This window comes from Mucilaginibacter agri (assembly GCF_009928685.1).
Classification (GTDB): Bacteria; Bacteroidota; Bacteroidia; order Sphingobacteriales; family Sphingobacteriaceae; genus Mucilaginibacter; species Mucilaginibacter agri.
In genome coordinates this window covers 820,798-834,415 of record NZ_WWEO01000044.1, presented here as the reverse complement: position 1 = coordinate 834,415, position 13,618 = coordinate 820,798, and the positions used below count along the sequence as shown (strand labels likewise).

The window sequence follows — 13,618 nt, the reverse complement described above, 5'->3', positions numbered from 1 at the left end:
TATATTCAATGGAATTTTCCCGATAAAAGAAAAACCCCTCGGTTATTACCGAAGGGCTTTCTAACTAACTAAACTAAAACTAAGATTTTATTTCGAACGTAAACGTATTAGCTACGGTTACGGCGTTCTGAACGTTCTTCGCGACGTTTGCCAGAGAAGTCTCTGAAACCGCCACCGTTGTTTCTGTCGCCACCGTCACGACGTGGGTAACCACCGCCGTTTCCGCCTTCACGACGGTTGCCTCTGAAGCCACCACCGCTTCCGCCTTCGCGACGGTTATAACCACCGCCACCAGAACGGCCACGGCCACCTTCGCTACGCTCGTCGCCCGAAACTTCGATACGAACCTGACGGCCTTTGTATTCGATAGTTTTAAACGCGTTCATAACTGTTTCACTGTCTGCATTGGCAACTTCGAAGAAAGAGTAAACACCCTTAACATCAATTTTACCAACCGTGCGGCCAACAATACCGGTATTGTTACATATATATCCTAAAAGCTCGCCACGGCCAAAACCGTCAACAGAACCCAGGTTAATAAACAATCTGGTATAATCGCCATTATTGCCACGGCTAAAACGTTCGCCGCTTGCGCCATCTCTTTCTCTGAAACGGGCGTCTTCTGGCGCGTTCAAATCTGGTGCGTTTTTGTAATATTCTAAAAAGCGGTTAAACTCTAAAGATGCAAAACGTTTGATCAGGTCTTCTTTAGTCAGATCTGCAAACTCATCCATAATGCGAGGGATGTATTGTTCGATCTGGGCCTCATTCACAGTTACATTATGTACTTTGTGAATCAGTGAGAATAATTGTTTTTCGCAAACGTCGAAGCCGTTAGGTATTTCAGCTTTAATAAACTGTTTACCGATAACTCTTTCAATCTGGCGAATTTTACCTAACTCTTTTGAGTTAATGATTGCGATAGATACACCTGTTTTACCGGCACGTGCGGTACGGCCGCTACGGTGGGTGTAGTTTTCTATCTCATCTGGTAACGAGTAGTTAATAACGTGTGTTACGTCGTTAACGTCGATACCACGTGCGGCAACGTCTGTAGCAATTAACAATTGCAGGCTGCGTTCGCGGTAACGTTTCATTACCTTATCACGTTGTTGCTGTGATAAATCGCCGTGTAAAGCATCAGCATTGTAGCCATCTTTAATCAGCGCTTCAGCAATTTCCTGAGTCTCTATTTTGGTACGGCAAAATACAATACCGAAGATGTCAGGGTTAAAATCAACAATACGTTTAAAAGCAGCGTATTTGTCGCGGGCACGTACTACATAGTACTCGTGCTCGATATTAGCATTACCCGTATTTTGCTTACCCATAGTAAGTTCGTGCGGGTCGGTCATGTACTTTTTAGCTATGCGTCTAACCTCCGACGGCATAGTGGCCGAGAATAGCCATGTTTTTTTCTCTTCTGGAGTAGTAGATAATATCTCGTCGATATCATCCTGGAACCCCATGTTAAGCATCTCGTCTGCTTCATCTAATACAACATAACGTATATCAGAGAAATCAATCGCTTTGCGGCCAATAATATCCAGCATACGTCCAGGCGTAGCTACAACAATTTGCACACCGCGTTTAATACTACGCAGCTGGTCCATAATACTGGCACCACCATAAACAGCCACAACTTTAGCGTTGGGGATATTTTTGGCAAATTTTGAAAGGTCACTTGTAATTTGCAAACACAACTCGCGTGTAGGGCAAAGCACTAATGCCTGAGGATGATTTTCTTCGAAATCGATTAATTCTAATAAAGGCAGTCCGAATGCAGCCGTTTTTCCGGTTCCCGTTTGGGCTAATCCGACAAAATCGTTGCTGCCAGACAATAGTACAGGTATAGAAGCTTCCTGTATTGGAGTTGGTTTTTCAAAACCTAACTCGCTAATGGCATTAACAATGTCATGACGGATTCCCAGTTCAATAAATGGGTTGTTCATGAATTTAAATAACGAATTTGACAACATCGCCAAATCGGCTGCAAAGGTACGTTTAAATAAAATAGAAAGCAAGTCTTACTTAGAAAAGAATTTTTAATGACCTCGGATAATTGATATTGCATGTAAATACTTAATTTTAAATAACATACACTTTACGCATGAAACCTATTTTACTCCTACTCTTATTAGGCATAGTACTTTCCTCTGCTTCGGCACAAGCGGTTAAGTCGCCGTTTGACACTACCATGTATGGCAGAAATGCTAAAGTTGGTAAGTATTTATCAACCCGCAACTTTAAAATGTATTATGAGGTTTATGGAAAGGGCGAGCCTCTGCTTATCATTCATGGTAATGGCGGGTCCATCAGTAATTTTATGTATCAGATTCCGTATTTCGCTAAAAAATATAAAGTGATTTTAGCCGACAGCCGTGCTCAGGGAAAATCTGTTGATACCCGCGATTCGTTAAGCTATGAAATGATGACCGACGATCTGAATGCCCTGTTGGATAGCCTGCACCTGAAACAGTGTTATGTAATAGGGTGGAGCGATGGCGGTATCAATGGTTTACTGATGGCTATACGGCACCCTGATAAGGTGAAGAAGCTCGCAGTGACCGGCGCTAACTTATGGCCAGATACCTCGGCGGTTGATCCTGCTGTCTATAAAATGGCTATGCACGAAAACCAGGTAGTTGATGATAGTTTGAAGAAGGTAAAAACACCGTCGGACAAGTTAAGGAATGCGCATAAGCTATTGCATCTACTATCTTACGAGCCTCATATTACTACGGCGCAACTACATACTATACAATGCCCTACGCTGGTTATAGGAGGAGATCACGATGTGTTATTGCCTAAACATACCATGTTGATTGCAGAGAGCATTCCGCAATCTTACCTGTGGATACTGCCCAATTCGGGACACTCCACACCTATATATTATAAAGATGAGTTTAATAAAACCATCGGCGATTTCTTTGAAAAGCCTTATCGTAAAATAGAAGGAGAGGGGCGGTTCCAATAAAAAAGCTTAGCGCAACCTATCGGCCGAGCGCACCAGCTTTTCGTCTTTTTGTATGGATTTAGCAGCCAGTATCAGCATAAAAATACTGATGCAGGTTAAGAAGATGCCTATGCCCATATTATTGGTACCCAGTACAACACCGCCGGTAACAGATTTTACGGTTTGTGCCATCCAGAAACTATAGCCAATAAGTACCAATATAGCGCTGTAGCACAAGGTGATTTGCTGTTTACGGTTTTTGTATAAGAAGATAATCACCAACGGAATTAATCCGATAAGGGCAGTTACTGCAGTTAATGCAACAAACACTTCGGTGTGTACTTCCTGGCCGTTGCTTGCCATTTGGTAAATACCGGTAACCTTAATAGTTGATGGCGAACCGTTAATAAAAACATTATGCGCCAGCGGGAAAAGGTAAAGTGCGAAAATTAAAAGGCCGGCAATAAACAGGTATATGGATTGTATTCTTTGTATCATAGTTTGTGTTGCGAGCAGCAAAGATAATATTTGTTTCACTAAAACATAAGCACGCATCGCCCACGGTTTATTAACTTTGCGCTTGTGACCGAACAACGTTACTTTCTCGAACTGGCTTATGATGGCACCAATTACCATGGCTGGCAAGTACAGCCCAACGCGGTAAGTGTACAGGAAAAGTTAAACCAGGCTTTGAGTACCTTACTGAGGCAGCCGATTGATACCTTAGGCTGCGGCCGAACAGATACCGGGGTGCATGCCAAACAGTTTTACGCGCATTTTGATATTCCCCCCCAACCCCTTAAAGGGGGAGAGGAAGTTTCAAATCAAAACTCTGCCTTTAGGGGATTGGGGGGCAGGAGCTTGGCAGGTCTTAATGCCTTATTACCTTACGATATTGCAGCGATTAGGTTCATCGCGGTAAAAGAAGACGCGCACGCCCGTTTCGATGCCACGCGGCGATCGTATGAATACCATGTACATTTTCAAAAAGATCCATTTAAAACCAAATACTCCTGGCTATTGCGCGATAAGCCCGATGTGGCTTTAATGAATGAGGGGGCGCGGATTATAATGGAATATACCGACTTTAGCTGTTTCAGTAAGTCGAATACACAGGTGTTTACCAATAATTGTAAGGTAACCCGTGCAGAATGGGTTGAAAATGCCGACGGCAGCCTGGTGTTCCATATCTCGGCCGACCGTTTTTTGCGTAACATGGTAAGGGCTATTGTGGGCACACTGATGCTGGTAGGCAAAAAAGAAATTGAGCCTGAACAAATCAGGCAAATAATAGAAAGTAAAAATCGCAGCAATGCTGGTACATCAGTACCTGCCTGTGGGCTATATTTAACAGAAGTAGTTTATCCATATATATGATTTCGGATTTCGAATGTTCGATTTCGGATTTGAAAATATTGAATCCGGAGCCAAATAAATTCGAAATTGAAAATCCGAAATCCGAAATGAAAACATGAGTAACGTAACCGGAAATGCCATCGACTGGCGCTTAATGGGGCGGGTAATGCACTATGTAAAGCCATACAGACTAACGTTTGCACTGGCTGCATTCCTAACCATATTTTTAGCAGTAATTGCCTTAGTGCAACCGATATTAATTCAGCGTACGCTGGATAAGTATATTGTTGTGGGCGATTATAATGGGCTGGTTTTTATGGTATCGCTCATGATCGGTCAGTTGGTTATACAAACTATTGCGCAGTACTATCAAACTTACCTGACTAATGCGCTTGGCCAGTCGGTGATTAAAGATTTGAGGATGGATGTGTTTAATCACATCATTAGTCTGCGCTTAAAATATTTTGACCGCACGCCTATCGGTATGCTCATTACCCGCACGGTTTCGGATCTGGAAACCATTGCCGATATCTTCTCCGAGGGGCTGATCTCTATAGCCGGCGACTTATTACTGGTTGTTGCCATTGTAGTTTACATGCTCATAGAGGATTGGAAACTTACGCTGATTACGCTTATCCCAATGCCATTCCTGTTTCTGGCAACATATATTTTTAAGGAAGCCATCAAAACCTCTTTTCAGGAAGTGCGTACGCAGGTATCGCAACTCAATACCTTTTTGCAAGAGCATATTTCGGGTGTAAGCATCATCCAGTACTTCGCGCGCGAAGATCAGGAAATGCGCAAGTTTGTGGCCGTAAACAAAAAATACCGCGACGCTAATATCCGCTCTAACTGGTACTATTCTATCTTTTTCCCTGTGGTAGAAATTTTGTTTGCCATGTGTTTGGGCTTATTGGTATGGTATGGTTGTAAACGAATATTGTCCGATGGCGAGCTACGCTCATTCTCTGCCGCCAAAAATGGTGTTACGCCGGGGCTAATTGTGGCGTTTATCTCCTTATTGAACTTGCTTTTTCGCCCTATCCGTCAACTAGCAGATAAATTTAACACCCTGCAAATGGGTATGGTTGGCGCCGATCGTATTTTTAAGGTGTTGGATACTGATGAAGTTGCTGCAAATACCGGCCATATTAAATCGGGCGAAATTGTGGGTGATATTAAATTTGAAGATGTTTGGTTTGCCTATAACGATGAAAACTGGGTACTTAAAGACATTAGCTTCCATGTGAAACCGGGCGAAACATTGGCCTTGGTTGGTGCCACCGGCGCGGGTAAATCGTCTACCATTAATATCCTTAACCGTTTTTACGAAATAGGGAAGGGCGTTGTAAAGGTAGACGGCGTAAATCTGCACGATTATGATACCACCTTTTTGCGCTCAAAGATTGCGACCGTTATTCAGGATGTTTTCTTGTTTTCGGATACCATAGCCAACAACATCAGTCTCAATAATCCCAAAATTACTTTAGATCAGATTATTAAAGCGGCCAAAGACGTAGGCGCGCACGAATTTATAGAACGTTTACCCGGTGGATACCAATACAACGTAATGGAACGCGGCGCAACGCTATCGGCAGGACAAGCCCAATTGATCTCTTTTATTCGGGCGCTGGTTTATGATCCCGCTATTTTGGTTTTGGATGAAGCAACGTCGTCGGTAGATACAGAAACTGAATTATTGATCCAAAACGCCATTAATAAGCTAATGGAAGGCCGTACAGCTATTGTAATCGCCCACCGCTTGTCTACCATCCAAAGTGCCGACAAAATCATCGTGCTCGATCATGGTGAGATCAAAGAAATGGGAACCCATCAGGAGTTGCTTCGCATCCCCGGCGGCTATTACCGTAAACTTTACGATCTGCAGTTTAATTCGGCAGGGATTTCACGTTGATTGGTGAATGGTTGATGAAGTGAGTGGTTTCGCTTGTATAATTGGCAAGTTCTGAAACTATTTCAAACCAATCAACTACTCACGTAATCAACCTTTCACTACTCATGGCTGCACTTTCCCCTCTTTCATGCCCTCGTCTTCGGTAGGTGGGTTTTTTATGGGGTTTACAGGAGCTTCGTCATTGCGGCGCTTCTTGTCTACGTTGCCGAAGTTGGCGTTCTTTTCATGGTATTCTTTATCCTCTTTCTCTACAACGCTTTTGTGCCCGTTATCATTAGGCCTATCGGTCGGTGTATCCGATGGGGATGGTTTATGCGGGTCGTTTGCTGGCTTTGTCATGATGGTAAATGTTATATAATACCTAAACTCAATCCGGGAGGTTTTGTTTATGCAACATCAGGTATAAACAAGGCGTTAAATTTTGTTAAATCGTGTTAAATAGATTTACTTCACTGCCGTTGAAAGCAATAAATAGCTATAAAATTTTACCTTTATAGCCGGAATTGTAATTTTGCACCACAAAGCGCATTTATGGAAGAATTTGAAACAAGCTCATCAGCAAAAAAAACAAAAGCCATATACATATCTACTGTATTTGGTATAGCCATGGTATTATTAATGGTAGGCTTGCTGGGTTTGATACTTGTTCATGCCAATAACCTATCGCGTTATGTAAAAGAAAATATCGTGGTAAACGTGTATGTTGACGAAACTACCCGCGAAACCGACGTACTGCAATTACAAAAGCAACTGGATAGCAATCCCTTTGTAAAGCAAACCCAATACGTAAGTAAGGAGCTTGCAGCGCGTAAATTGCAAAAAGATCTGGGCGAAGACTTTATCAAATTCCTGGGGGTTAATCCACTGTCAGAGTCTATAGATGTTTACCTGAAAGCGGAGTACGCCAACAATGCCGATATTGAGAAATTTAAAGCGCAATTGCTCAAAAATCCACTGGTGAAAGAAGTGAAATATCAGGCTTCGCTTATTGATAAAATGAACCAGAACCTGGCTTCTATCACTTTAGTTATCCTCATTTTTGCGGGTATCTTTGTAGTGTTGTCTGTAGCGCTGATCAATAATACTATTCGTTTGGCAATTTACTCGCAGCGTTTCTTGATAAAATCAATGCAATTGGTAGGTGCTACTAAGGGCTTCATCCGTAAACCATTTTTGCTTTACGGTATATGGCATGGTTTATTGGGGGCATTAATAGCCATTATTATTTTGGTGGGCACACTATATGTAGCCATCCGCGAAATCCCCGACCTGGTTATCCTGCAAAATTACACCGAATTTGGTATTGTATTTTTAGGGGTAATTGGCCTGGGCGTACTGATAGCCGGATTAAGTACTACGTTTGCAGTTAACAGATTTTTACGTTTAAAAATATACGATCTATACAGATAAGTTATGGCACAAAAGTATACAGGTGCGGCTAAAACAGCCGGCACATCAACAAAGTCTGCTGAAAATATGCAGCCGGTACATTTCATTTTCGAAAAAAGCAACTATATGCTGCTGGCAGCAAGCGTAGTTATTGTAGCGCTTGGTTTTGTGCTGATGAGCGGTACTACCGACATTTATAGCTCTACCAAAATTGTTGTTGCGCCACTGGTAGTGTTAGCGGGTTTTGGACTAGGTTTTTACGCCATCCTAAAAAAGCCCACGACTAAAGCATGAATTTAATACATGTTATTATTCTGGCAATTATTGAAGGATTGACAGAATTTTTACCGGTATCCTCAACCGGCCACATGATCATTGCCTCATCCGTAATGGGTATTGCTTCTGATGATTTTGTGAAACTATTCACCGTAGCAATCCAATTAGGTGCTATTTTATCGGTAGTGGTTTTGTATTGGAAAAGATTTTTTAAATCGATTGATTTCTATATCAAGTTGATAGTTGCCTTTATTCCGGCAGCCGTTTTCGGCTTATTATTCGCCAAAAAGATCGACACTTTATTGGAGAGCGCACTCACCGTAGGCATCACTCTTTTTGTAGGTGGTATTATTTTGCTTTTTGTTGATAAATGGTTTAATAATCCTACCGTTACCGAAGAAGCACAGATCAGCAAACCTACGGCATTCAAAATAGGTCTGTTTCAGTGTTTAGCCATGATACCAGGTGTATCGCGTTCGGCCGCAAGTATCATTGGCGGTATGTCGCAAAAGCTAAGCCGTACTGCAGCTGCCGAGTTTTCTTTCTTTTTAGCGGTGCCCACCATGTTTGCTGCTACAGCCAAAAAGCTATGGGATTTCCATAAAGAAGGTCACATTTTCACCGGCGAAGAAGTTAAGTTACTGGCAATCGGTAACGTAATCGCATTTATTGTAGCCATGTTGGCTATCAAAACTTTCATCACCTTTCTGGAGAAAAGAGGGTTTAAGTTATTCGGTTACTACCGCATTATTGTAGGTGGTTTGATTATCGCCGTTTATTTGTCGGGCCATAGCTTGCAGGTAATTTAATTTAAAAGAATCAAGAATCGGGAGTCAAGAACCTAGATAAATGATACGTAGAGGCACAATATTTTGTGCCTCTTTTTTTGTTTATAGCGTTCGCATCATTGCGAAGGGACGACGAAGTAATGATGCGCATAAGAATCCAGTCTCGATTCCTGATTCTCGACTCTTGATTCTAATAACTACCTTTGCATTTTTAGAATCAAGGATTGGAGAATTTTAATATAACCCTCGAAGAGTTTGCCCAGGGACAGTTGTTGCTTATTAATAAGCCCTACAGCTGGACCAGTTTTGATGTGGTGGGTAAGATCCGCAACTCGTTTAAGCCGCTTAAATTAAAGGTGGGGCACGCCGGTACACTCGATCCGTTGGCTACCGGGTTGCTTATTGTTTGTACCGGTAAAATGACCAAGCAGATAGACACCTTTCAGGCAGAGGAGAAAGAATATACGGGCACTTTGGTGCTGGGTGCTACCACACCATCTTATGATATGGAAACTGAGGTCGACGAAACTTTTGACATCAGCCATATTACTGAGACAGATATTTATAACGCCACAAGGCAATTTACCGGCGAAATACAACAATATCCACCTGCTCATTCGGCCATTAAAGTAGATGGCGAGCGCCTGTACGAAAAGGCGCGCAGAGGCGAAGATGTGGAATTAAAAGCCCGCACGGTTACCATTACCGAATTTGAGATTACTGCCATTAATTTACCTGAAGTTGAGTTTAGGGTGGTATGCAGTAAGGGTACATATATCCGCTCGCTGGTATATGATTTCGGCCGCTCGCTTAATAACGGGGCCTACATGTCGAAACTTCGCCGTACACGTAGCGGTAACTTCAAGATAGAAGATGCATTTGAAGTGATGGAGCTGGTAAATAATATCCGCAGTTTAAAAGTTCAACCGGAAGCTGTTAAATAATATATTTGCTGCTATCTATGAAAGTATATCATCACATTGATGAGTTTGAGCCGGTAAAGAATGCAGTGGTAACCATCGGGACATTTGATGGCGTACATCTCGGTCACCGTAAAATTATCAACAGAATTAAAGAATTGGCCGGAGAAACTGGCGGAGAAACGGTTATTTTAACCTTCTTCCCACATCCGCGTATGATCCTCCACCCCGAAGATCAGAACCTGAAGCTGATTACTACCATAAGTGAAAAGGCCGATTTGTTGGAAGAACTTGGTGTTGATCATCTGATCATTACGCCTTTCTCCCGCGATTTCTCTAACCAAACTGCAGAAGAATATATTCGCGATGTGCTGGTGAAACAGATAGGCACCAAACGAATTGTAATTGGCTACGACCACCGCTTTGGCAAAGACAGACAAGGTGGTCTTGTTGATTTGCAGCGTTTGGCGCCCGACTACGATTTCGAAGTATTTGAGATCCCCGAGCAAGATATTAACGATGTTGCCGTAAGCTCAACCCGCATTCGCGAAGCCCTGTTAAATGAAAAGATCGAACTGGCTAATGAGTTTTTGGGTTACGAGTTTTACATCACCGGTAAGGTTATTAAAGGCGATCAATTAGGGCGCCAGTTAGGTTACCCCACCGCCAATTTATTGGTTGAAGAAAAATATAAGCTGATACCCGGCGACGGCATTTTCGCTGTTAAAGTGTGCATAGAAGATAAAATATATAAGGGAATGGCTTACATCGGTCAACGCCCAACCATCAACGGTATGACACGCAATATCGAGGTAAATATCTTCGACTTTGATCAGGATATCTATAACCAAACCATCCGCATGGATTTCTACTATTTTGTTCGTGGCGATATCAAGTTCAACAGCCTCGACGAATTGGTAGTGCAATTAGGTAAGGATAAAGAAGATGTTTTGAAATTATTGAGTTAATTAAGTGAACCATTGATTGAGTTAGGTAATTGATTTAGCTAATAACGCTCAAACTGAACAACGTCTTAAGTTTGCTGTTAATAAGTTTGGATAGTATATTTGGGTTGAACACAATCAACCTAATCCAACACGGTTAACAACTTAACTAACGCCTATGCCCAAACTTAACCTCGATAAACAGGAAAGTGAATTTCTGAACCGGGCCATCGGAGTTTGGGAAAAGGACAATCTCATAAACGGCGAAACAGCCGAAAAACTACGACACTCTTACGACGTAAAAGGTTTCGACTGGATGCGGCTGGCTAAATATTCGTTTTGGATAGCTTTGGTTTGCGGCGGCGCATCGTTCTGCTACTTGATAGTTAACGATGCAGTGATCAACATGCTCAAAAACCTGTATTATACGCCGGATATTATCATCAGTATACTGTCGGGAGTGGCGGCAGCACTATTGTTCATTTGGGGGCGTAGGCTGGAGAAACGCAGCCCTGAAAGAGTTTTCAGTAATGAAGCCGTAGTTTTCACGGGCATACTATTTACTGCAAGCTGTATAGCTTATTTGGGCAAAACTTTTGACAATGGTTCTGGTCATTATTCACTTTTATTCCTGATCTCCATTTTCGTGTACGGCTTTTTAGGATGGCGTATGAATTCGCGTTTGATCTGGCTATTCGCACTGATATCTTTGGGCAGCTGGTTCGGTACGGAAACCGGTTACCAAACTAAATGGAGTGATTACTTTTTAGGGATGAATTATCCGCTACGCTTTGTAGCGTTTGGCGCTTTATTGGTATTCGCTTGTAATATACTGAAGCGACAAAAATGGTTCTATCGTTTTAACGAGCTTACTTATGTTGCGGGCTTATTATACCTGTTTTTGTCGCTGTGGATGCTGAGTATCTTTGGTAATTATGGCAATATTGATAGCTGGTGGCGTGTAAAGCAAATTAGTTTGTTTTACTGGGGCATCATATCGGCGGCGGTAGCCGGAGGCTTTTTATTCTACGGGTTAAAGACCAAGGATGTTATAGCCCGCGAATTTGGCATTACCTTTTTGCTGATCTTCATCTACACCAAATACTTCGAATACTTCTGGGACCATACCAACAAAACGCTGTTCTTCGCCATACTGGCGGCATCATTCTGGCTTATAGGCCGCAAAGCAGAAAAGATTTGGAATCTGAAAAGTAAAGAAGCTGTCGCCAATTAATACTTGTGCTTGAAAAATATCAGGTAAATCTGTTTAACGATGTGGTATATCGAAAAAGAAAAGAATAGTAGCGCTATACCAGTATTAATAAGCTTGGTGCTTAACGCAAACTTGCTCTGTATATAAGTGGCAAACTTTGCATACAAAAACAGGCATAAAAAAGCCCCTGCGGCAGAACCCATACTAAACACAAATAAGCCTAAGCGACCATCCACGATCCATTCGTGGGTAATTACGTAGGTACCCGCAATAAGCCAGAACGGAACTTGCATAGGGTTTAAAAAGCCCAGCACAATACCGTATTTTATACTCTCTTTATCAGAATAAGTGGTTTTAGGTGGCGCATTTCGATGCATCCAGGTAATAATACCCAGGGTGGTAAACAATACAATCATCACAAAATCGATAATCGTATCGAGGTGCATTTGCTGGTGCAGCCAGTCGGCAGCGTGCATAATAAAGTAGGTGAAAAAGAACTCCACGCACGAAAAAGCGGTGATAAATTGCAATGCCTGCTTAATACCACGGTTAATAGTAAGCTGTACCAGTGTAAGGTTTATGTTGCCCGGGGGGATGTAACCGATGAAGTTTGCAATCAGCCCGATAAAGAAGGTTAGAAAAATCATTCGGTCAAAGTTATAACACGTTTTTGAACTTTATGTAAACAATATTTTATATGAATTGATTTTGCCCTTTCTTTGCAAAAGTTTATGAGTACGATATCCGATAGAAGAATTATATCGCTGCTGCCAGCTGCTACAGAAATTGTATGTGCACTTGGTTTGCAGCAAAACCTGGTTGGCCGCTCGCACGAATGCGATTATCCCGAAGGTGTAAAAGAGTTGCCCGTTTGTTCGGACGCCAACATGGATCATAATTTAAGTAGCGCGGATATTGATAAACGGGTGAAAGAGATTTTAAGAGATGCGCTGTCGGTATATACTGTAAACCGTGAACAAATTAAGACGCTGCAACCCGATGTAGTAATTACCCAGGCACAATGCGATGTTTGCGCGGTTTCACTAACCGAGGTAGAGCAAGCTCTCGAAAACTATTTAGATAAGCCTGCACAGATCATCTCACTCGAACCTCAAACTTTAAACGACATCTTCCGCGATATAGAAAACGTGGCCGCCTCATTGAACGTAACTGCCAGCAGCGAAGCATTGATCGAAGAGTTGCAGGAACGTGTGGACATCATTAAACATAAGCTAAAGTTTATTGAAAACAAACCTACTGTGGCCTGTATCGAATGGCTGGAGCCACTGATGGTATCCGGTAACTGGATTCCCGAATTGGTAGATATTGCGGGAGGAACTTCTATCCTGGCCGAGAACGGCAAACATTCGCCTTATGTAGAGTGGGTGGACATCAGGTTGGCCGACCCGGACATTATTGTACTAATGCCTTGCGGATTCGGTATAGAGCGCACTATGAAGGAAATCAATATCCTATTGGAGCAGCCGGGTTTTGCCGACCTGAAAGCTGTTAAAAACAACCGGATTTATATAGCGGATGGCAACCAGTACTTCAATCGCCCAGGTCCCCGCATTGTAGATTCTATCGAGATCCTTGCCGAGATCATCAACCCTAAACAGTTTATTTTCGGGTATGAAGGTAGTGGGTGGATTAAGTTTGATATGTAAGGTTGTGCTTTGTTGATTGATCAGTGCTATGATCGAATGTTACTCCGCTCATAGCCGCGGGGGCTTAGTTACTTTTTCTTGATAAAAAGTAACCAAAAATCAAGACAGAAAAAAGCTTCCCCGCTCAAGACCAACGCATGGCCCGCTTTTCTGTCAGGCCACCGCGTGTCTAATTCATGACCATTTTCTTAACT

General features: G+C 42.4%; 14 protein-coding genes. 10 read left to right on the top strand and 4 right to left on the bottom strand.

What is annotated here, in order from left to right; all coding sequences use genetic code 11:
* Positions 1-107 precede the first annotated feature (107 nt).
* Positions 108-1,952: a DEAD/DEAH box helicase gene (locus GSY63_RS19795; RefSeq protein ID WP_166587550.1), complete on the bottom strand. Its 1,845-nt coding sequence runs from the start codon at positions 1,950-1,952 to the stop codon at positions 108-110.
* A 158-nt stretch (positions 1,953-2,110) separates the two neighbouring features.
* Here GSY63_RS19795 and GSY63_RS19790 point away from each other — a divergent pair, with 158 nt between their 5' ends.
* Positions 2,111-2,977 carry an alpha/beta fold hydrolase gene (locus GSY63_RS19790; protein ID WP_166587549.1) on the top strand — a complete coding sequence of 289 codons (867 nt, stop codon included), beginning with the start codon at positions 2,111-2,113 and terminating at the stop codon, positions 2,975-2,977.
* 6 nt (positions 2,978-2,983) lie between these two features.
* Here GSY63_RS19790 and GSY63_RS19785 read toward each other — a convergent pair whose 3' ends face one another.
* A complete protein-coding gene (locus tag GSY63_RS19785) occupies positions 2,984-3,454 on the bottom strand; it encodes a DUF4293 domain-containing protein (RefSeq protein ID WP_166587548.1) in 471 nt (156 codons plus the stop codon).
* A gap of 84 nt (positions 3,455-3,538) precedes the next feature.
* Between GSY63_RS19785 and truA the strand changes: the two genes are divergently transcribed.
* Together truA and GSY63_RS19775 are read left to right on the top strand one after the other, a co-directional pair.
* Positions 3,539-4,333, top strand: coding sequence for a tRNA pseudouridine(38-40) synthase TruA (gene truA / locus GSY63_RS19780; protein ID WP_166587547.1), 795 nt, complete (start codon positions 3,539-3,541; stop codon positions 4,331-4,333).
* Between the two features lie 94 nt (positions 4,334-4,427).
* Positions 4,428-6,227: an ABC transporter ATP-binding protein gene (locus GSY63_RS19775; RefSeq protein WP_166587546.1), complete on the top strand. Its 1,800-nt coding sequence runs from the start codon at positions 4,428-4,430 to the stop codon at positions 6,225-6,227.
* A gap of 102 nt (positions 6,228-6,329) precedes the next feature.
* Here GSY63_RS19775 and GSY63_RS19770 read toward each other — a convergent pair whose 3' ends face one another.
* A complete protein-coding gene (locus GSY63_RS19770; RefSeq protein WP_166587545.1) occupies positions 6,330-6,566 on the bottom strand; it encodes a hypothetical protein in 237 nt (78 codons plus the stop codon).
* Between the two features lie 192 nt (positions 6,567-6,758).
* On the opposite strand from GSY63_RS19770, the gene GSY63_RS19765 reads away from it, so the two are divergent.
* The 6 genes from GSY63_RS19765 (at position 6,759) to GSY63_RS19740 (ending at position 11,778) form a co-directional block, all read left to right on the top strand.
* Positions 6,759-7,637: a cell division protein FtsX gene (locus GSY63_RS19765; RefSeq protein ID WP_166587544.1), complete on the top strand. Its 879-nt coding sequence runs from the start codon at positions 6,759-6,761 to the stop codon at positions 7,635-7,637.
* A 3-nt stretch (positions 7,638-7,640) separates the two neighbouring features.
* Complete coding sequence (locus GSY63_RS19760) at positions 7,641-7,910, top strand: DUF3098 domain-containing protein (protein WP_394367172.1); 270 nt, start codon at positions 7,641-7,643, stop codon at positions 7,908-7,910.
* Positions 7,907-8,701, top strand: a complete 795-nt coding sequence (locus GSY63_RS19755) for an undecaprenyl-diphosphate phosphatase (RefSeq protein WP_166587543.1) — start codon at positions 7,907-7,909, stop codon at positions 8,699-8,701. The genes GSY63_RS19760 and GSY63_RS19755 overlap by 4 nt, the downstream gene beginning before the upstream one ends.
* 203 nt (positions 8,702-8,904) lie before the next feature.
* On the top strand, positions 8,905-9,624 hold the full coding sequence (gene truB / locus GSY63_RS19750; protein WP_166587542.1) for a tRNA pseudouridine(55) synthase TruB: 720 nt from the start codon (positions 8,905-8,907) through the stop codon (positions 9,622-9,624).
* Between the two features lie 17 nt (positions 9,625-9,641).
* Positions 9,642-10,568, top strand: coding sequence for a bifunctional riboflavin kinase/FAD synthetase (locus tag GSY63_RS19745; protein WP_166587541.1), 927 nt, complete (start codon positions 9,642-9,644; stop codon positions 10,566-10,568).
* A gap of 154 nt (positions 10,569-10,722) precedes the next feature.
* Entirely contained in the window at positions 10,723-11,778 is a 1,056-nt protein-coding gene (locus GSY63_RS19740) for a DUF2157 domain-containing protein (protein ID WP_166587540.1), read from the top strand.
* Here GSY63_RS19740 and GSY63_RS19735 read toward each other — a convergent pair.
* On the bottom strand, positions 11,775-12,404 hold the full coding sequence (locus GSY63_RS19735; protein WP_166587539.1) for a LysE family transporter: 630 nt from the start codon (positions 12,402-12,404) through the stop codon (positions 11,775-11,777). The genes GSY63_RS19740 and GSY63_RS19735 overlap by 4 nt on opposite strands.
* Before the next feature lie 84 nt (positions 12,405-12,488).
* Here GSY63_RS19735 and GSY63_RS19730 point away from each other — a divergent pair, with 84 nt between their 5' ends.
* A complete protein-coding gene (locus GSY63_RS19730; RefSeq protein WP_166587538.1) occupies positions 12,489-13,424 on the top strand; it encodes a cobalamin-binding protein in 936 nt (311 codons plus the stop codon).
* Positions 13,425-13,618 lie beyond the last annotated feature (194 nt).